The sequence below is a fragment of the Cryobacterium sp. TMT2-4 genome (genome assembly GCF_004402575.1).
Lineage (GTDB): Bacteria > Actinomycetota > Actinomycetes > Actinomycetales > Microbacteriaceae > Cryobacterium > Cryobacterium sandaracinum.
This window is the reverse complement of sequence record NZ_SOGE01000010.1, coordinates 16450-36160: the sequence shown is the minus strand read 5'-3', so window position 1 is coordinate 36160 and position 19711 is coordinate 16450. Positions and strand designations below refer to the sequence as shown.

Here is a 19711-nt window from a genome sequence, read left to right as displayed (position 1 = left end):
CTCGGCTCCGCGAGAAAGGGCGCAGCCTCGTAAGGTGGCATCGCCCTGTTGCCGTCCTGAAGCCATCGGTAACCTGATCGGGGGCGAAGCTTCTTCGTTTCAGCCCGCCGGTTCACGCGGAAAAGGTGTTGTTCCCTTTGACGTTGTGAGCACGGTCGATGGGTGATTTGCCGCCGATGCCGGTATGCGGTCTGTGGTCTGTGGTCTGTGGTCTGTGGTCTGTGGTCTGTGGTCTGTGGTCTGTGGTCTGTGGTCTGTGGTGATTGTAGCTATGGATCCAGTCTTGGTAGGTGGGACAGATCGATGCCCGTAGTACTCGTTGAATCAGGGCTCCACGCTCGGCATACAGTGTTTGTTAGCGCTCACTGATGACGAGCTTGGTGAAGCGGCATAGGCGGCGCCCTCGCTGGCGATGCCGACCTTCCCCCGCCGTCGACCAACCGGTCCTCCACTCCGAACAGGTATGCATCGACCATGTTTTCGTGCACTTTTGTTGAGGGCAGCAGCGTGATGTTCACGCTGCTGCCCTGACCGATCAACCGCCGGATCGCCGGGATGCCCTCCGTGATCATCAGATTGGGCCGGTCGGCCGCGGCCCATAACCGCTGCGGTAAGTGCGCCCGTTCCCGCGGTGTTGTGGGCCAGGTCGGGTGCCACCTCCATCAGGTATCGTCGCCAGCATCCGTGCCTTCATACACGCCTCGTAGCAGGTCCGCCGCCTGCCGCAGATCGATGAGGACCAAAAATCTTGTACACGAATTGGGGAGCCAAGGCCGTAGCATCCGCTGACGACTCGGTGTGAGCCCGAGCCATTGCGTGACTACAGTCGGTTGAGCCGACGATCACCTTCTCGAAGATCGACGGGTTCGAGATGACCGTTCAATCCACCCTCACGCATCATCCGCTCGCACTTGCCGGAAATAAGCCAGCTTCATCGACTGTAGTCGAGCCAAATTACTCTGCCCTGAAGCCCCAATATCGCTGATCGGGCTACGTACCCTGTGGAAGGTGATATCGAAACCTCAGTGTATTTCTCGTCACGGAGAGGTTTCCCCGCTGGAAGGTAACCCGAGGGTGGCCCTAGCCTCGCGGATCATTTGGTGGGTGAAGCCCCACTCGTTGTCGTACCAGGCCATGATCTTAATCAGGGTGCCGTCCACCACCTGCGTCAGATCAAGGTTCACCACGGCGGCGCGTGAATCGCCGATGATGTCGGAGGAGACCATCGGGTCCGCCGAAACGCCGAGGATGCCTTGATACCGGGGCGTCTTCGCCTCCTCGATGAACACAGCGTTGACCTCCTCTACGCTGGTTGGGCGGGAAGTGACAATGACAATGTCGGCAATGGAACCAACCTCGATCGGGGCGCGGATCGCAACCCCGGCGAAGAGCCCGGTCAACTCCGGCAATGCCCGGATTGTCGCCTGTGCAGCACCGGTAGGAGCGGGCACCAAGTTCGCTCCACCCGCCCGCCCACGTCGGAAATTGTCACTCGGAGAGTCGACCAGGCGCTGGGTCGCGGTGTATGCATGAATTGTGGTCATGATCGCACGCTCCACCCCCAGACGCCTTGTCGCGATCTCGATGACCGGTGTGATGCAGTTCGTCGTGCAACTGGCGCAAGAGATGATCTGCGGATGCCCATCCGGCCGGTTCACCCCGTGCACAACCGTCGGGACGGATTCGGACTTCGTCGGGGCAGACAAGATGACGAACGACGCGCCCGCCTGAATATGCTTGGTCAGGTCCTCCGCCCGAGTGAAAGCACCAGTGCACTCCAGCACTAGATCGACTCCGAGCTCCCGCCACGGCAGCGCCGCTGGGTCCCGTTCGGCAAGAACAACCACCCGGTGGCCGTCGATGACAAGTGCATCAGCCTCCACAACAATCTGACGGTGGTACCGGCCGTAGACCGTGTCATACCGCAGCAGGTAGGCAAGATTCTCAATTGACGCCACATCGTTGACCGCAACAAGTTCCAGATTCTCTGAATCGAGCAGAATTTTTAATGCAGCCCGCCCGATTCGACCCAACCCATTGATCGCCACTTTCGGCATCTGAGATCCTCCTGATTTCCAATCATTTTCACGTCGCAGGTTTTGCACGAAAAAATAGATTCCTATTTCATGCTGCGCCTCCCCAACAGCTTTCGTCAACAAGCGAGAGCACATCACCGGGATCACTTGTCGGTGCAGGTACCCGAGTGTTTGATGGAATCACGTCAGTCTCGCGGCTGTATGTGCTCACTCTTGGTGGCGGCTACGTTGGCCCGTACACCGCACGGGGTTGCCAAAGCACCTGTTCTCGGCACCAACGACAATCACCCGGTTACATCCCCGTGAGTGGTGTGGTTTCCGGCTTCTAAGTGTTGCTACGTCAACGTAAAGAGCCACCGGGGAGTTCCAAGGGGTCGTAGCAACACCGTTTGAAGGAGGTGCTGTTAGTGGCGTCGAGGTTGGTCATGAAGGTCCGCGAGAACTTGTTCTGGGATCGGGTTCGGGAAGGCATGTCGGCGTCGGCCGCGCGTGAATCTATAGGAATGGGTCGCAAACAGGGATATCGATGGATCAAAGCCGCTGGCGGACGGATACCCATTCCGACGGTTGCGTCTTCGGGACGTTTTCTAGGCCAAGAGGAACGTCTGCGCATCGCGGATCTGAGGTTGGGTGGTGCAGATGTCCGGGCAATCGCGCAGGATCTGGGTCGTGCCGCGTCGTCGATCAGTCGGGAGCTGCGCCGGAACGCACACTCGGCAACGCGCAGCTATCGGTCCTGTGCCGCACAGAAACGATGTGAGATCAGAGCGTGCCGGCCCAAACCCGGCAGGCTCGATGTCCGGCAGCTTGCCGCTGTCGTTGAGGAACGCTTGCGGAAGAGCTGGAGTCCGCAGCAGATCAGCGACGACCTCGCAGCCGCGTTCGCCGGCCAGGACGAACTGCAGGTATCCCACGAGACGATCTATCAAAGCCTCTACGTGCAAAACCGCGGTTACGTCGGAGTCCGCCCGCACCGGCACCTACGACGAGGGCGATCAGCTCGAAAATCGCGAGCCGCACATCTCATTACCCCCGGTCGAATTCGCGACAAGGCGCTGTTGAGTGAACGGCCCGCTGAGGCCAACGACCGAGTGATTCCCGGGCATTGGGAGGGCGATCTCATCGTTGGCTCGGCGTCAGGATCCGCGATCGCGACCCTCGTTGAACGCACGACCCGATTCGTCGTCTTGGTCCACCTGCCCAACGGCCATAGCGCCGCGGCGCTCCATGACGCGCTCATCGGCGCCCTCAACCTCATGCCCGTGATGCTGCGGCGGTCATTGACCTGCGATCAGGAAAGCGAACTGGCACGGCACGTTGAGATCACGAAAGGGACGGGCGTTCCCGTCTTCTTCTGCGATCCGCACTCGCCCTGGCAACGCGGCACGAACGAGAACACCAATGGCCTCCCGCGTCACTACTTCCCCAAAGGCACCGATTTGAACGCGCACAGCGCCCGACGACTCCTCGAAGTCGCCACCGAACTCAACGAACGGCCCCGCAAAACCCTCAACCGAAGCACCCCAGCCGACCTGCTCAGCAGGCTAACCTCGAAGAAAGAAATAACTCCCGTTGCTTCCACTCCTTGAAACCGCCCATGAGTTGCGACACAAATAGGTTTCGAGATACGAAAGCGCAACGGGGTGCTCGGATGCCTCGACCTGTTGGCTCGGCATAAAACGCCGCATGCTCAACGAGCACCGTCGGTGCATCGAGGCTAAGCTCGAGGCGGTTCAGTTCACGGTTGTCGTCGACGAGTGGGAGGCGAATGAGCTCTCAACGCCGGGATGGCTATACGGACTTACGCTCGTACGCTGCGATCGGTGACGGACGCACGGTGGCGTTGGTCGCACTGGATGGCGGCATCGATTGGCTTCCCATATCGGCACTCAACTCTACCCCTGTGTTCGCGCGGCTGCTGGACGCACGAGAGGGCGGCAGCATTGAGCTCGCGCCCGCGGGGACCTACACCGTCACGCGCCGGTATGTCCCCGGAACCAATGTGCTGGAGACCACCTTCACAACGGATGCGGGTGTCGCCCGAGTCACGGATGCTCTCGTTAACGGATTCGCCGGCCGGCTTCCGTGGGTGGAGCTGGCGAGGCGTGTCGATGGCATCCGTGGTGCCGTGCGTTTCCGATGGCGCGTTACTCCCGGTACGTGCCTTTCGACTGCATCGCCATGGGTCGACACGACGATTCACGGAAAGGTCATCCGCGTTGGTAGCGTGACGATTGCGGTGCGCGGACTGGCGCATGGACCGCGCGGGGGTGGCAGCCGCGCACTGGCCGGAAGCTTTACGACGGCGGCGAAGTCCCGCCACCTCATCACGGTTGCGGGTACCGCGAACGAACCGGTTCATGTGCCGGTGCCCGAGTTGACTGACGAGAGTGTGAACCGCACGATCGCGAGCTGGCAATTGTGGTCGCGTGACTTCAACTATGACGGGCCATGGGCGGACGCTGTCCAGCGCAGTGCTCTGGCTCTCAAACTACTGATCTACAGCCCGACGGGAGCAATTGCGGCGGCGCCGACGACATCGCTTCCCGAGAACCTCCGTGGCGGCAAGAACTGGGACTACCGCTTCGCGTGGGTGCGGGATACGGCGTATACGGTGCGTTCTCTCGTTCGTTTCGGCCTTCGCGAGGAGACCCACGCGGCGGTCGCATGGCTGCTTCGCACGATCAGGGAGTGCGGCCCGGAGTTGCACATTCTTTACACACTGGACGGCGCTGTTCCCGGTGATGTTGTAACCCTTGACGTGCCGGGGTGGCGCGGAATTGGGCCGGTCACCATTGGTAATCGCGCAGCCAACCAGCTGCAGCTCGGGGTATACGGTGACCTGTTCAATGTCATGCGTGTGTACGTCGAGGCCGGAAATGTGCTCGATGTGGATACGGGCTTACTGCTGGCTTCACTCGCCAACCACGTGGCGGACATCTGGCGACAGTCGGACTCCGGGATATGGGAACTCACCGAGCAGCGCCACTACACCTCGTCGAAGATGGGATGCTGGCAGGCCCTCACCGACGCGACGCGCCTCTGCGAGATGGGCCAGATCCCGGGAGACCCCACACACTGGCGATCCGAATCCGAACTCATCGCAGCGTGGGTACGCGAGAACTGCTGGTCCGAAGCGCGAAAGAGCTTCACGGCCTGGGCGGGCGGCGACGATCTGGACGCATCCGTACTCCTCCACGCGGCCAGCGGGTTCGACCGAAGTTCGCGGATGTCGTCGACGATAGACGCAATTCGTACGGAACTTGGCGATGGTCCACTCACGTATCGCTACACCGGGGCCGCCCACGAGGAGGGAGCATTTGTTGCCTGCTCGTTCTGGTTGGCATCCGCACTCGCATGCGTCGGTCGCAATGACGAGTCCGTCGTGCTCATGGACGAGCTCATTGATTTGGCGAACGATGTGGGTCTCTATTCGGAGATAATCGATCCGAGCGACAACGCCTTTCTAGGTAACCTGCCACAAGGGCTGAGTCACCTCGCACTCCTCAATGCCGCAATCACAATCGAGGAACTCACCCGCGACTGAAGAACGGAGTGGGTTGGCGTCCTTGAGTGTCCGTTTGAATCGCAAATACGCTACCGGACAGCGGATACGCCTCTAACTGTGCTTGCGTCAGGTTTTCGCGCGCGCTTGCAACATACAGCATGGAGAGGTCGGCGCCACCAAATGCAACAGAGGTGAGGTTCAGTGCCGGTATATCGATGGCGAAGACCTCAGCGCCATTCGAGTTGTAGTGCACGACCTTGCCGCCCCCGTACAGCGCGCCCCAGAAATTTCCGTCCGTATCGATCGTGAGGCCGTCGTGCGGTGCGCCGCGGGTGAACACATTCACATCCGTGATGTCGCCGTTCGCGCTGTACGCGCCCGTGTAGATCGTGCCGACACTCGTGTCTGTAAAGAAGATGCGACGACCGTCCAGGGACCATTCCAGCCCGTTCGCGACACCGATACCGCCCCGGAGCAGACGCACGTCCCCCTCACCGGAAACCGAGTAGAACGCGCCGACCGGATCGTCATTGAAAAGGTTCATCGACCCAGTGATCCACCGGCCCGCTGGATCAACCTTTCCTTCATTGAGCCGGAGACCAAGGCGACTGTGATGGATCTCTGCGACTGTTCGGATCAAGTGACCCGAGGAATCCGTCACGACGATTCGATCTGCGAGCGACACGATGAAACCCGGGCGTCCTCCTATTTCTGCAACGGAAAATGAGGCCACAGGTGGGGGCAGCGTGATCGTGTCGTCAGCCGAGCCGTCCGCGGACATGCACAGCGGACTTCGGTGGATGAGCCCCGCAGTGATGTCGCACCAGAGCATTGCGGGATGGTCCCCGCGAGCATCCCAGATCAGGCTTTCCCCCAGGATCGCGCCGGTGCTCCTGAATACCTCCGGGTCTCCAACGGCATTGCCCACTTGATCACCACAGCATTGTTGAACGGCGATGTCAAGGAATAGAAAATTGTTGAGCGGCGATGTCAAGGAATAGAAAATTGTTGAGTGCGCGGCGTACGGTGAAATCATGGATCTTGGTATCAAGGGAAAAATAGCGCTCGTCTCCGGCGGCGACTCGGGGATCGGCTGGCACACCGCTCACCGACTACTTGCCGAAGGCGTCACGGTAGTCATCACCGATCAGTACCAGGACAAACTGGATGCGGCGGCCGAGCAGCTGAACGCGAAACCGAATCAGCTGTACGCATTCACTGCCGATATCACCAGTGTCGACTCGATCGCGTCCCTTCGAGACAGGGTGCTTGACGCGGTCGGCGACATCGATATCTTGGTGCAGTCAGCAGGTATTACCGGCGCCCAAGGCCTCTTCCATGAGCTGACGGACGAGGGCTGGATGGAAACGCTCCTCGTCGACCTGATGGGCCCGGTGCGGCTCGTCAGCGCCTTCCTGCCGTCACTTCGCAAGGGCGGCTGGGGCCGGCTCGTGTTTCTGGCGTCCGAGGACGGGGTGCAACCATACGACGACGAACTGCCGTACTGCTCGGCGAAAGCCGGCGTCCTCGCGCTTGCCAAAGGCTTGTCTCGCAGCTACGCCATGGAAGGGTTGCTGGTCAACTGTGTGTCACCGGCGTTCATCCATACCCCGATGACGGACGCGATGATGAAGAAGCGGGCACACAAGCTTGGCATTTCGATTCCGGATGCGATCACCACCTTCCTCGATGAAAAGCGCCCATCCATAGAGCTAAAGCGCCGCGGCACACCGGACGAAGTGGCCAGCGTGGTCGCGTTCCTTTGCTCAGATCTCGCTAGCTTCGTCAACGGAGCGAACTACCGCGTCGACTCCGGCTCTGTAGCCACGATCTAAAGCCCCGCCCCACGAAAGGAACATCATGGCGACCGACCAATACTCCCTCATGGATCCGCGCACACGTTACCCCTCCATTTCTCCACCCATCCAGCAACAGCCAGAGCCGGGCATCCAAGCGAACATGGACCCGGTGCCAGACCTCGGAGAGACAAGTTACCGCGGCTCTGGGCGGCTTACCGGACGCAAGGCGCTCATCACTGGTGGAGACTCCGGAATCGGCGGTGCAGTCGCCATCGCATTCGCCCGGGAGGGCGCCGATGTTGCAATCTCCTATCTGCCGGAAGAGGAAGAGGATGCTCGCCACATCGTCGGCCTGATCAAAGAGGCCGGCCGTACTGCTGTCGCATTCCCTGGTGACCTAAAAGACAAAAATTACTGCCGGGAACTGGTCGAAGCTGCCGTCACCGGGCTGGGCGGCCTGGACATCGTCGTGAGCAACGCCGGAAAACAGGTCTTCGTCGAAAAACTGGAAGACATCAGTGACGAGCAATTCGAGGACACCATGCGCACGAATGTGTTCGCGATGTTCTGGATCATCAAGGCAGCCGTACCGCATCTGAAGCCCGGCTCGACCATCATCGCCACGGCATCCTTGGAGGCCTACCACCAGCTACCGTTCCTTCTCGACTATGCGACCACGAAAGGCGCCATCAACAACTTTTCAAAGGCGCTCGCGCAGCAACTCGCGCCCCGCGGCATCCGCGTCAACGCAGTGGCTCCCGGCCCCACCTGGACGGCGTTACAAGTGACGCAGGGGTATCCGCCCGAAAAACTGCCCGAGTACGGCAAGGACAACCCACTCGGCCGCTCCGGACAACCAGCCGAACTCGCGCCCGCCTATGTATTCCTCGCCTCCGGAGAGTCCAGTTTCGTCATCGGAGAAACACTCAACGTCAACGGAGGAATGCCGACACCCTAGAAAGTATCGGGCGCAGCGGTTCAATCGGGGATAGATCAACTAATCGGCCGCGTATCTACGTCAGCTTCGGCTCTCGAAAACGGGACCCACGACTGATGGGCGTTCAGATCCTGCGAGGAACACCCTGCTATTAGAGGTCAGACGCGGGTCTTCCACAGATCCGATGTTCTGGCAACGGCAGCTTTTCAGTGAGGTTCGACTAGGACCGTTGCATAACGTTCCCCAGCATCCGACGGCGGTTTCAAATGGTGGAAGCAACAGGGATCTTCCCCATCAACACCGCCATAAAAATCCGACAGCCCCAACCGTCGGCTCTGGCTGCTTGACCATCAGCATGGACGCCGCATCATTTTCTACTGCCGGATACGTCGGCCGAGTTTCGGGCCCTGGTGACCAGTCTTGGTATGCGCTCCTCGATGGGTCGCACGGGCGTGTGCTGGGACAACAGCATGGCCAAGAGTTTTTTCTCGACGCTCAAGAACGAGCGCGTTTACCGCACCGCATACGCGACGAAATCACAAGCTTGAAGCTACGTTATCCGGTATATTGCATGCTTTTACAACAGCCGACGCCGGCACTCCGCGCCGGGATATCGCCGGCCTTATAACGTCCACTATGGTTATCAAAAGCCAGCATTGGCAGCGTAGAAGAATCCACAAATTCCGCTGTCGGTCTCTCCTTGTGGGTGCCCGGCGAACGCCGGTGTTGTGATGAATACGCAGGCTGACGGCCGGGGGGTCAGGCGTCCGTGGTGGACTGGACCATTGCCATGACTGCGGCGACAGCTTCGGATTCGTCCGTGCCATCTGCGAGAATCTCGATTTCGGTGCCGACTTGGATTCCTAAGGCCATTACCGCGACGATGCTGCTCAGGCTGGCTATCTCTTCGCCCGACCGGAGGAAGACGCTGCTGCTGAAACTGCTGGCTGTGTGATGCAACCGATGTGCGATTGCGGAATGGACTCCGTGGGGGAGGCGGACGGTGGCGCGTTGCTTGAACACGGGACTCTAGACCTGGATTGTGATGACGCTGCCGACATGCAATTTCGGCGGCGTACCGGCTTCAACGTAGACCGAGCCGTGCATGCGAGCCTCAGTGGCCCCGTTGAAGACGACGGTGATGTGCCCGAGGCCGTCCAGGTTCTGCCGGGCGACCTCTCCGACTGCGGTGATCTTAAACAGGGCATCGTCCAGATTCAGATGCTGACCTGGTTCGATCGCTGCGGTCGACGCGTTGACATCGACGATGTAGCAGTAGTCCTTCAGAGTGTCGGGGGCGCCCTGGCCGAAGAGGATGAACATTCCCTCGCTGAGGAAAGAGTCGACTTCGTCGCCGATTTCTCCGACGGTGGTTGTGTAGATGACTGACATTGCTACTGCTTTCCGTTTGTTGGTCGATGTGTGCTGAACATCGATGGGTGCCGAAGAGTTCCGGGCGGTGAGGCCCTCACGCAGGTGAGGGCCTCACCGCCGAGCTCTTAGACGTAGAGTCCGATGCTGGCCAGCCAGGCCAACGCGACGCGGGGCGCGCCGGTGATGAAGCGGGAGTACAGAACCGAAGGAACGCCCACCTCCACGGTTTCCGGCTCGGCCTCGGCGAGTCCCAGCCCGACGGGGATGAAGTCGCAGGCGTTCTGGGTGTTGATGGCGAACAGGGCCGGGAGTGCGAGCCCCGGCGGGATGTTGCCCTTGCCGATCTCCACACCGATGAGCGTGCCGATGACCTGCCCGATAACCCCGCCCGGGCCCAGGAGTGGCGAGAGGAATGGCAGGGAGCAGATGAAGCCCAACAGAATCAGCCCGAGACCACTTCCGGCGAGAGGTGCCAGGAATCCAGAGAACCAGTTCCCGAAGCCGGAGCCCTGAATGATTCCGATCAGCATGGCGACGAAGGCCATGAAGGGGATGATCGTGTGAATCATCGTCTGCACCGCGTCGCGGGCAGCCTGGTAGAAGGTGTTGACTACCTTGCCGGCACCAAGCCCGATCTTTTGCACGAACGACTGGTTGGGCCGTGCGGCGAGAGTCTCGGAGATTTTCTTGTCGGTTGAATACTTAAAGGTCCTCTCGGCCACGTCGTCGCCCCCGGCACCGGATGTGGCGGATAGCGAACCGGCGATGTTGGCGCCAACCGCGACGAGGCCTCTGACCTGGTGGAGGCCAACGGCGGAAACGTAAATATCCTCGTGAATGTACTGCATTAGAGGGCCAGAGCGACCCGTCGGCATAATGTTGATCGTCGGTATGCGCTTTTTCGGGTAGATCCCGCAACGCAGAGTGCCTCCGCAGTCGATGACGACGGCAAAGGTCTCATCATCAGGCACGGATGTCTTGAATCCGTTGACCGGTTCCGCGCCGGTGAGTTCCACAATCTTATCGACGATGTCAGGCTTCGCACCGCCACCCGTGATGTAGACGAGCTTGTTCTTCTTTTCCGTGGGGGTGACGGTGAGAGGGCCGCCGAAACCGCCGCTTCCCTTGTTGATCACCACTCCGTGATATTCGACCATGATCCTTCTCCTTAGCCGTGGACCGTTGCGGGGTCCTGCGTGCGGACGACCTTGCTGAGTGTCACGCCCTGCTGCTTCGACACGATCTTCGTGGTGAGGTCGGTCACCCAGCCGCTGAGGAAGTTGAGCACGAGGCCGACGAGCAAGTACCGGATGGCCAACGGGCCGGCGTCGAGGCCGAGCTTCTGGATGCCGGCGGCGATGCCGAGCCAGATGAAAAGTTCACCTGGGTTGATGTGCGGAAAGACTCCGTTGCTGGTGTGGGCGAAGAATGCCGCACTGGCGAAGTAGCTGGGCTTGTAGCGTTCGGGCAGGAATCGCCCGAGCGAGTGCACCATCGGGTTGGCCAGCAGGAACGACCCCACGAAGGGCAGAACCATGTAGCGCATGAGCGGGTTGCCGCCGGCCTTGCCGGCGAAGGTGTTGATTCGGTCTTCACCGACCAGCCGAATCAGCGAGTTCATTGCGATGAGCAACAGTAGAACCACCGGGACGATGGTCTGCATCCAACCTATGAAGGTCTCTGCGCCGGTCTCGAACAGGCCGATGAAAAGCTGTGCGCCTTGCACGAGAATGCCAAGAATATCCACAGCTCACTCCTTTCTTTTTGTGAAGACGGACGTGATCTTCGTCGTCAGTTGGCCCAATGGGCTTTCTGGCTCCGCGACGGTCCCCCCTGCCATGATCGTGATGTAATTTTCACGTGCGGTTTCGGTCGCCCTGCGCACGCTCTTCGGCTGGCGCCGACAGTCATCCGCAGACGTGGACCGAATGTTCTTGCCCTCGAACCCCGGGAGTACCCGGAACTTCGAGAAGACTGTGACCCCGGAGATTCTCCGGCTGTCGAGAATGTCCCCTGCATCGTCGACGCAGTGCATGACGATGGCTCCGGAAGAGAAGGCGCCTTTCTTGATGCCGATGGCGACTTTCCCCTTCCGTCTCAGCTCGCCGTATGTGACGGTGAAGCTCTTCATTTGAATGATCGCCAGGCCCATTTGCAGGATGTAAGCGACGCCCAGGGCGACCACGATCGGCCAGAAGTTCATCTCAGTTCCTCAGGGTTGTAGGACGGTAGGGGTGTTCTCGCCATGTGAAAGAAAAAATCTTTATAACTCGTGATCCGGGAGATCTGGTCGATCTCGGACCGGTTGCCGGCAAGCCGGATGATCTCGTCGTAGATCTTGACGAGCATGGTGTCGTCGTAGTCCGACTTGTCCGGGAGGCCCATCAGGAAGATGACGCGCACACCACTGTTCCCGGGGGGCCTTGGCACGACACCCATGGCGAAGACGACCTTGCTGCCGAGTGCGTTCGCCAGGTGAGGGAAGGCAACGCCTTCGTCCAGAACCATGGTCGACTTCGCTTCCCGAACGAGAAGGCGCTGCTTGAATCCGCTGTCAATGGCGCCCTGTTCACTGAGTTGATCGACCATCACCAGGGTGTTCTCCAGATAGGTCTTATCTGGCGAGAGGATGAAGAATCGACTGCGGTCGAGAATCGAGACCAGCAGGCTGTGGGCCCCGGCAGCAATCGGGATGTCGACCTGCTTGTCGTAGCGGAGCTGATTGAGTTTGCGCAGGAATTCTCGATTGTCGAAGAACTCGCTGAGCTCGATGATGCTGGTCGTGGTGACCAGTTCGGACCAGGCCGTCGTGACCACGAGATCGAACCGGTCAAGGGTGGCCGCGTCGGCGTCATTCAGGGTGAGGATCTGATATTCCGTTCTTCCTGACATGACTTTCTGCAGTTGGGTCTGAATCAAGCGGGCGGAGACAAGCCCCGACGTGCTGACGATGGCGACGCGGTAGCTGGGTTCGCTCTGGGCGTGTTGCTCCTCGAGGAAGACCTGGAAGTACGAAGCGATGAAGCCCAGCTCGTCCTCGATCACCGTCAACTCGGTCTCCCGCTCGATAACCCGCTTCGCGACCTCCGCCATCCGAAAGGCGACCGGGTATTCGGACTCGATGTCGTGGAGTGACAGACCCTTCACGTAGACGCGGTATCGCATCCGGTTCTGCATGAAAGTGATGTGATAGACGAACTCCTTCAGGAGGGCATCCGCCGGAACGTGCAGATCCATTTCCGACTTGATCTCGTCGAGAATCTTCTGCACCAGTTCCGTGTTTTCTGAACTGGCGGGGAACTGCTCTCGACCCAGCTCGTGCGAAGGGGTCCGCATCCCGACGATCGGGAGTGCAAGGAAAATCGATTCCTCTGCGGGGATGGAAATCTGGATCCGACGCCCGATGGCATTGATGACCGTGTCGGCAAGCCCGAACGCCGACGTGTTCTTCAGGCTCAGGTATTTACCCGGCATTCCGACCAGTGCGTGATCGGTGAGCACCCGGTCGATCATCACGGTGAACCAGCGTGTGAAGGATTCCGTCGTCACCGCGTCGAGGTGGTACTCCTCAGCGGCATCCTCGATGATCTCCACGAAGTCGTCGTCCAACGGGTAGTCGGAGTAGACCGCTTCGAACATGTTCTCAAGCACGAAGAGCCGAATCTGGAGCTCATCCCCGACGAGTTCGATGCCGACATTCGGGATGCCGGTGATCCTCAACGCGTAGGGCGAAAGCTCTTTCTTGAGCCGGCTCAGGTCCGCGACGACCGTGCTTCGCCCGATGCTCATCTCTTCGACGAGATCATCGATGAGGGTCGGTGCTGCCTGACCAATCAGGCGACGAAAAATGTACCCGTATCGGTTGGTCGCAAGATTGAAGGAATCAATCCGCTCGCAGATGGTGTTCCGCACCTGGTTGAACGACTCCGGGTCACTGATGAAGAGGCGATAGCGACCGCTTTCCATCTCGATCGTGCCCGATGCTGACATCAGCCGGTTGAGATCCCGGATATCGTTCGTGATCGTCTTCGGCCCGACGCCGAAATGAAGCGCGAGTGCCTCGTTCGACGCCGAGAGCCGGGTTTCCAGGTATCGGATGATTTGTGCGGGCCTGCTGAGCTTGCGACGGTTGTCCACGGTGACCTTCCGCCCAAAGGGGGTTAGCCTCTGGACTTTCCTCCGCTGATGTTGATTGTGGTGCCGGTGATGTAGGAGGCCCGTTCGGAGACCAGGTACACAACGAGGTTGGCGATATCACTCAGTTTTCCGGGCCGTCCCAATGGAATGACTTTGGAATAGTCGGTTGCGAGCTGCTCGGGCTTCACTCCACGGGTGTAAGCGAGTGCGTTGTTGTAAACCGGAGAGGTCAGCCCGGTCGGTTCATTAATTCCGGGAGCAACGCCGACAACCCTGATGTTCTGCGCGCCGAGTTCCTTCGCCCACGACCTGGTGAATCCGTTGAGAGCGCTCTTCGTGGCGGAATAGCAGCTCTGGCCGGTTGAACCCTCCATGCCAGCTTCGGAGGTGATGTTCACGATCGTACCTCCACCGTTTTTCAGCAGGGCCTTCGTTGCGGCCTGGGTGGAGAGGAAGGCGCCCTTCACGTTCACACCGAACATGAGGTCGAAGTCCTGCTCATTCAGCTCGTAGTCAGGACGTTCTTCTTTGGCATCGACCAGGAGCCGCGGCAGGTTGATGCCGGCGTTATTGACCAATGCATCGAGATGGCCGAATTCCGTAACGACCGAATGGACCATGTCAGACACGCTCGCCGCATTCGTGATGTCGCACGTCACGTTGAAGATACCCGTTTCCGGGTCTGTGCCCGTTTCGACTCTGAGGTCACTGACTGCGACCTTCGCTCCGACCCGGGCGAGTTCGCGGCTGATGTTCTTGCCGATCCCGGATGCGCCGCCCGTGACGATGACGACTTTTCCTTCGAGGCCGAGCCATGTATCCGGCATTGCATCTCCTGTTGATTGCTGTGCGTGGTTGCCGTGCTTGCTTTCTGGTGTCCACATTAGGGAGGGAGCCGCGACAAATTAATACAGGCTTTTTCCGGTCGCCTGAATTGCGTTGCACCACCGGACAAGTGGCGACTCCGCGCGGGCTCCTGGGAAGTCAGTGTGTTAGCCCCGCCGGTTATCGGCGGCAGGGCCTCAGCGGCAGCCGTTCATAAGTGCTGCGATTTCAATCCGATCCCGTAACCGTCTGATCGCTCAATCGCGGGGCTCCCGGGTACGAGCGTCGAACGCACCGTCACTGACACATCACGAAACCATCGCTGCTCAGCGGGCAAGTCACATCACGACGATTCATGCAGAGCGGTCCGAGATCTGCCTCTGGAAACTCGTACCAACCCGCGAACTCTACGATGTGCCAAAGAAGAGACGAGTGGCCCCGACGCTCATACTCGTCTTTCCCCAGGCGATACAACCGGGGCTTTTTTCATTCGTTATCGGCAACGCCCCTGCAACCCGTACTGTCTCCTCGGCCCCTGCTCTACCCGGCCCCGTCAACGCCCATCTGCCTACTCTCGCCGCTGTCCGGCGGCCCGCCGCCGTGGACTGAATTCCCGGATTGCCCTGAGGACTCGTTGTCCGGCAAAGTGCTGCCGCCGTTGTAGTCCGAGATACCAGCTCGAGACGGCTCATGGCTCGGCGAACCGCCGCCGATGTTGGCAACGGCCACGAGGATCGCGCCGACTGCGAGGGGGATAACCCATCCAAGAAGCCATGATCTTCCTGGCCTCTGCCGCAATTGGGGAGAAGTCCCAACGGTTCGATTCGGTGGGGCTGTGCTTGGAGCTCCCGGCTCCAATCCCAACCGTATGACTGCACTGACCTTCGGCTGACTCGACGGATTGGCCTTGACCCCGGTGAGTGGACACGGGTTAAGCGGCGAGTTAGATCTCTGCGCTCCACGGGCTAGCTGCAGGCTCTCGTGGCCAGCTGTCTAGATCGACGTCCGTTGAAAGATTGGCACGGCGACGAATCAAGATGGTGCCCCTTTGTGGAGGTCCAAGGGCGAAAGGTGGAAGCTCTTAAATCGTTACGGCCGCACCATTGTCGAATAGTAGCGGTATGCGTTCGCGCGGTAGCGGGTAGTGCCGATCAGGAGCGCGGTGCCGACTGAGTCGAAGCAGGTCTCGGTCCCGAGCAGTAGCGGGCTGCCTACAGTCACTTCGAGCAAAGCAGCTTCGCGGTCGTCTGCGCCGACGGCCTCTATGACGAAGTCTGATCGAGCCGGACGGGTGCCGAGCTCTTGCATTTCCTCATATAGCGATCTGTTCTCAAGCTCGATCTGCTCGAGCCCAGGCGTCTTGGACAGAAGCACGATGGAATGGTCGATACAGATCGGGGTGGATCGCAGGGAGCGCAGCCGTTCCACGTCAAGCACGAGGCTTAGCGGCGCCGCCATCAGCGCCTGCGCTTCGTCGAGTGTGGCTTCACGGACCGCGCGATAAAGCACGCGCGAGGCGGCGATCACTCCACGACGTCGCGCCATCTCGGTGAAGCTAATCAGCGTCCTGGGGGGTTCGCCGAGGGGTGCCTCCGTAACGAACCATCCGGATTGCGGCGTCGAACTAACGACGCCCTGATTTGCGAGGAGGGCGAGCGCGCTCCGTAGCGTCGTGCGACTGACATGAAGCCGCTGCACCAAATCGCGCTCACCGGGCAACCTGCCGATGGAGTTGAAGTCGCCTTCGCGGATCATCTTCTCGATGCGCTCGGCCGTGCTGGTGACGGTGGATCTGGAGGTCGATTCGACGGGCATCCAACGATCTTAGCGACCAATTTAGTTGTTTGGTCTGTTCTGGTCCATTCTGGTCTCCGAGGTAGCTCCGCCCACCTATGCTGGCGAAGTACCCAGAAGAAAAGAGAACCAAGACGTGCACCTGAATCTCACTGTGAACACGACCCTCGAGGATCTAGCAGAGGCGGTGGCCGCCGAGACCCTCTCCGGTTTGATCGCGGCGAACGAAGAGAACCGCCGATTTCTGATCGGCGTTCCTGCGGGGCGCACTCTCGTACCGGTGTTCGAAGTGATCGAGAAGGAACTTCGCGCGAGGCCCATCGCCCTCGACAGACTCACCATCGTCATGATGGACGACTACGTGCTCGCCAACGGACATGGCGGTTGGGCAGCTCCGCCTTCCACCGCCCACTTCAGTTGCCGGCGCTTCGGCGAGAAATTGCGGACCGGGCTCAATTCCGCGGTTGCCGGAATGCCGGGGATTCCGGAATCGCAGTTGTGGTCTCCGGACCCTGTAGACCCGAGCGCTTATGACCGTCGGATATTCGAAGCCGGCGGGATTGACCTCTTCTTCGTCGCCGTAGGTGCCAGCGACTGCCACGTCGCCTTCAACCCGCCCGGCACAGCAGTAGACAGCCGCACGCGGATCATCCCCCTCGCAACGACCACCCGCACGGACAACCTGAAGACTTTCCCCGAATTCACTTCGCTCGAACAGGTACCCACCCACGGAATCACCGTCGGCATCGCTACCCTGGCCGACGCGCGGCGTCTCCTAATGCTCGCGCACGGCACATCGAAGGGCCCGGCCGTGAAGCGCCTCATCGAAGCTGGTGCCTTCGACAGCCAATGGCCGGCGACGTTCATCTACGACCACCCAAATGCCAGTATTCAAATCGATGCCGCGGCTGATTCCGGCTTAAGAATTCCCCAGCCTGTCTAACCCGTTTGTGTACAGCTCATGCCTCATCCGCAGCATCTAACAATGGAGTTCTCATGCGTACAACCCGTCTCGCCGTTGCCGGCATCATGTCGGTGGCCCTCTTACTGAGCGGATGCTCCGCAGATCCGTCAAGCGGTAGTGGCGGCACCGGGGGCGAAGCCGACAAGACCCCGACCACACTGTCGATGTGGAGCGTTTTCACCAACCGCGAAAAGGATGTCGTCGACAGACGCCTGGTCGACTTCCAGAAGAAGTACCCGTGGATCACGGTCAAGCACACCGGTGGTCAAAGTGACGACAACCTGCTTCAGGCCGTTCGCGGAGGGAAGGCCCCCGACGTCGCGCTTTCCCCGAACAGTCAATCCGTTGCCAGCTACTGCTCGACGGGCACCTTCCAGGACCTTCAGTCGCGCATCGCGAGCTCGAAGACTGAGATGGACACGATCCTGCCCGCGACCAACAACTACACCTCCTTCGAGGGCAAGCAGTGCGCACTGCCCGTGCTTGCCGACGTATACGGCCTCTACTACAATTCCGATCTGTTCGCGGCGGCGGGCCTCACCGAGCCGCCCAAGACCTGGGACGAGCTGGCCGACTACGCCAAGAAGCTCACCGTTCGAGATGCGGACGGCACCATCAAAGTCGCTGGATTCATCCCGTTCCTCGATTTCTTCGAGAACAACGTCGCCACCTTCACCCCCGGCTGGAACCTGACGTGGTACGAGAAGAACAAGGCCGCGATGGCATCCGATCCTCAGTGGGCAGCAATGTTCGAGTGGCAGAAAGATCTCATCGACTGGTACGGCTATGACAACCTGCAGAAATACGTCGCCGGTGTCGGTGCGGAGTTCTCGGCCGAAAACCCGTTCCAGCAAGGAAAACTTGCGATGGCTGTCGACGGTGAGTGGCGTGTTGCATTCGTAGCGGATCAGGCACCTGACCTCCAGTACAAGACCGCACCGCTACCGGATGTCACCGCCTCTGAATACGGAAGCGGACTGATCAGTGGAACGACCGTCGGCATCCCCAAAGGTTCGAAAAATGGCGACGCGGCCTGGCTGCTGGCCAAGTACCTCTCGACCGACACCGGCAACCTGGTCGACTTGACCTTGAATCTGCGAAATGTGCCGACGACCACGACGGCGCTAGCGGATCCATCGATCCGCACCATCGATCAATTCAACACATTCCTTGATATCGCGGCCAACCCGAACACGTGGTCCGTGCCGGGCACTCCGGCCGGTTCAGCTCCCCACGAACTGTTGACGAACTTTGCGCAGGGCCGGCAGGCGGGCAAGGACAGAAGCCTCGAGTCGGTGGCCAAGCAGATCGATAGCCAGATCGAGCAGGCAGCGGGAGGTAACGCTCCGTGACCACGCTCGTAGGTGACCCACAGGGTCACGTGGCCCGGCCAGCGGAGCGGGAGGTCCTGCGCCGCAAACAGCGCCGCCGTTCTCGAATGATGATTTTGGCCTTTTTGAGCCCCGGCCTCATCGGCCTACTGGTCTTCCTCATTTACCCGTTGCTGGCGAATCTGTATTTCTCATTCACTCGCTTCGACATGATCAACCCCCCACAGTGGGCAGGTTTGGCGAACTACGAGTACATGGTCGGGGGCGACCCTCAGATCGGCACCGCTCTGGGCAACACGCTCGCGTTCTGCGTCGTCGCGGTTCCGCTTCAACTCCTATTCGCGCTCGGAATCGCATCCGTTCTGGCACGGATCAGGTCAGGGGCTGGCATCTATCGGACCCTGTTCTACCTGCCCACACTGCTTCCCCCGGTCGCCGCCACCCTGGCCTTCACCTTTGTATTGAACCCGGGAACCGGACCCGTCAACACGATCCTTCGTGCCCTGGGATTGCCACAGCCACTGTGGTTCAACAGTCCGGAATGGTCGAAGACGGCCCTGCTGATGCTCACAATCTGGGGTGTCGGCAACACGATCGTGATCCTGCTAGCCGCCACCCTTGAGGTGCCGGTCGAGCTTCAAGAAGCCGCACAGATCGACGGAGCCAACGGAAGTCGCCGGTTCTGGTACATAACCCTGCCGTCGATCTCGCCGGTGCTGCTGTTCTCCACCATCATCGGCATCATTCAGAGTCTGCAGCTGTTCACGCAGCCGTATGTGGTGAGCACAATCGTCGGCAACGGCTCCGGAATCGTGGCAAACAATCTCGGCTATCCGCAGAACTCGATGCTGTTCTTCACCGAGGTTCTCTACCAACAGGGTTTCCGCTACTTCAACATGGGCTATGCGTCCGCACTGTCCATTGTCCTTTTCGTGGCCACTCTGCTGGTGACGTTGGTGCTCGTGCGTGCAACACGCAATCAAGTCCATGCGGAAGGGAACTGACG

17 protein-coding genes and 2 pseudogenes are annotated in these 19711 nt (G+C 60.0%); 8 read left to right on the top strand and 11 right to left on the bottom strand.

Going from position 1 to position 19711, the window contains the following annotated elements; translation table 11 throughout:
* Positions 1 to 112: 112 nt before the first annotated feature.
* Both E3O54_RS02775 and E3O54_RS02765 read right to left on the bottom strand, forming a co-directional pair.
* Positions 113 to 292 (bottom strand): annotated as a pseudogene (locus tag E3O54_RS02775) (hypothetical protein); the annotation flags it as partial.
* 745 nt (positions 293 to 1037) lie between these two features.
* Positions 1038 to 2156: a type I glyceraldehyde-3-phosphate dehydrogenase gene (locus E3O54_RS02765; RefSeq protein WP_198411419.1), complete on the bottom strand. Its 1119-nt coding sequence runs from the start codon at positions 2154 to 2156 to the stop codon at positions 1038 to 1040.
* A 269-nt stretch (positions 2157 to 2425) separates the two neighbouring features.
* On the opposite strand from E3O54_RS02765, the gene E3O54_RS02760 reads away from it, so the two are divergent.
* Positions 2426 to 3625 carry an IS30 family transposase gene (locus E3O54_RS02760; protein ID WP_370247178.1) on the top strand — a complete coding sequence of 400 codons (1200 nt, stop codon included), beginning with the start codon at positions 2426 to 2428 and terminating at the stop codon, positions 3623 to 3625.
* 179 nt (positions 3626 to 3804) lie between these two features.
* Entirely contained in the window at positions 3805 to 5583 is a 1779-nt protein-coding gene (locus E3O54_RS02755) for a glycoside hydrolase family 15 protein (RefSeq protein WP_134343384.1), read from the top strand.
* Here the strand turns inward: E3O54_RS02755 and E3O54_RS02750 are convergent.
* Positions 5570 to 6580: an SMP-30/gluconolactonase/LRE family protein gene (locus E3O54_RS02750; RefSeq protein WP_134400904.1), complete on the bottom strand. Its 1011-nt coding sequence runs from the start codon at positions 6578 to 6580 to the stop codon at positions 5570 to 5572. The two genes, E3O54_RS02755 and E3O54_RS02750, sit on opposite strands and share 14 nt — an antisense overlap.
* Between E3O54_RS02750 and E3O54_RS02745 the strand changes: the two genes are divergently transcribed.
* The 3 genes and pseudogenes from E3O54_RS02745 to E3O54_RS02735 all read left to right on the top strand — a co-directional run.
* A complete protein-coding gene (locus E3O54_RS02745; RefSeq protein WP_104099972.1) occupies positions 6579 to 7379 on the top strand; it encodes an SDR family NAD(P)-dependent oxidoreductase in 801 nt (266 codons plus the stop codon). The two genes, E3O54_RS02750 and E3O54_RS02745, sit on opposite strands and share 2 nt — an antisense overlap.
* A gap of 25 nt (positions 7380 to 7404) precedes the next feature.
* Positions 7405 to 8301 carry an SDR family oxidoreductase gene (locus E3O54_RS02740; protein WP_104099973.1) on the top strand — a complete coding sequence of 299 codons (897 nt, stop codon included), beginning with the start codon at positions 7405 to 7407 and terminating at the stop codon, positions 8299 to 8301.
* Between the two features lie 365 nt (positions 8302 to 8666).
* Positions 8667 to 8948, top strand: a pseudogene (locus E3O54_RS02735) (integrase core domain-containing protein); the annotation flags it as partial.
* Positions 8949 to 9039: 91 nt separating this feature from the next.
* Here E3O54_RS02735 and E3O54_RS17270 read toward each other — a convergent pair.
* From E3O54_RS17270 to E3O54_RS02695, 8 genes are all read right to left on the bottom strand, one after another.
* Entirely contained in the window at positions 9040 to 9303 is a 264-nt protein-coding gene (locus E3O54_RS17270; protein WP_134400903.1) for an HPr family phosphocarrier protein, read from the bottom strand.
* A 6-nt stretch (positions 9304 to 9309) separates the two neighbouring features.
* A complete protein-coding gene (locus tag E3O54_RS02725) occupies positions 9310 to 9672 on the bottom strand; it encodes a PTS glucitol/sorbitol transporter subunit IIA (protein ID WP_134400902.1) in 363 nt (120 codons plus the stop codon).
* Positions 9673 to 9779: 107 nt separating this feature from the next.
* On the bottom strand, positions 9780 to 10811 hold the full coding sequence (locus E3O54_RS02720) for a PTS glucitol/sorbitol transporter subunit IIB (RefSeq protein ID WP_134400901.1): 1032 nt from the start codon (positions 10809 to 10811) through the stop codon (positions 9780 to 9782).
* Positions 10812 to 10822: 11 nt separating this feature from the next.
* On the bottom strand, positions 10823 to 11401 hold the full coding sequence (locus E3O54_RS02715) for a PTS glucitol/sorbitol transporter subunit IIC (RefSeq protein WP_134400900.1): 579 nt from the start codon (positions 11399 to 11401) through the stop codon (positions 10823 to 10825).
* A gap of 3 nt (positions 11402 to 11404) precedes the next feature.
* The gene (locus tag E3O54_RS02710) at positions 11405 to 11857 is read right to left on the bottom strand and encodes a transcriptional regulator GutM (RefSeq protein WP_134400899.1); all 453 of its coding nucleotides are present in this window, start codon (positions 11855 to 11857) and stop codon (positions 11405 to 11407) included.
* Positions 11854 to 13791 (bottom strand): PRD domain-containing protein, encoded by a 1938-nt coding sequence (locus E3O54_RS02705; RefSeq protein WP_134400898.1) that lies wholly within the window; start codon positions 13789 to 13791, stop codon positions 11854 to 11856. Before E3O54_RS02705 ends, E3O54_RS02710 begins: the two co-directional genes overlap by 4 nt.
* 23 nt (positions 13792 to 13814) lie before the next feature.
* Positions 13815 to 14618 (bottom strand): sorbitol-6-phosphate dehydrogenase subunit, encoded by an 804-nt coding sequence (locus E3O54_RS02700; RefSeq protein WP_134400897.1) that lies wholly within the window; start codon positions 14616 to 14618, stop codon positions 13815 to 13817.
* Positions 14619 to 15705: 1087 nt separating this feature from the next.
* Complete coding sequence (locus E3O54_RS02695) at positions 15706 to 16431, bottom strand: GntR family transcriptional regulator (RefSeq protein WP_134400896.1); 726 nt, start codon at positions 16429 to 16431, stop codon at positions 15706 to 15708.
* Between the two features lie 133 nt (positions 16432 to 16564).
* Between E3O54_RS02695 and E3O54_RS02690 the strand changes: the two genes are divergently transcribed.
* The 3 genes from E3O54_RS02690 to E3O54_RS02680 are packed head-to-tail and all read left to right on the top strand — an operon-like array spanning position 16565 to position 19709.
* Positions 16565 to 17353: a 6-phosphogluconolactonase gene (locus E3O54_RS02690; protein WP_166805190.1), complete on the top strand. Its 789-nt coding sequence runs from the start codon at positions 16565 to 16567 to the stop codon at positions 17351 to 17353.
* A 53-nt stretch (positions 17354 to 17406) separates the two neighbouring features.
* Complete coding sequence (locus E3O54_RS02685) at positions 17407 to 18726, top strand: extracellular solute-binding protein (protein ID WP_134400894.1); 1320 nt, start codon at positions 17407 to 17409, stop codon at positions 18724 to 18726.
* Positions 18723 to 19709, top strand: coding sequence for a carbohydrate ABC transporter permease (locus E3O54_RS02680; protein ID WP_198411418.1), 987 nt, complete (start codon positions 18723 to 18725; stop codon positions 19707 to 19709). Before E3O54_RS02685 ends, E3O54_RS02680 begins: the two co-directional genes overlap by 4 nt.
* Positions 19710 to 19711 lie beyond the last annotated feature (2 nt).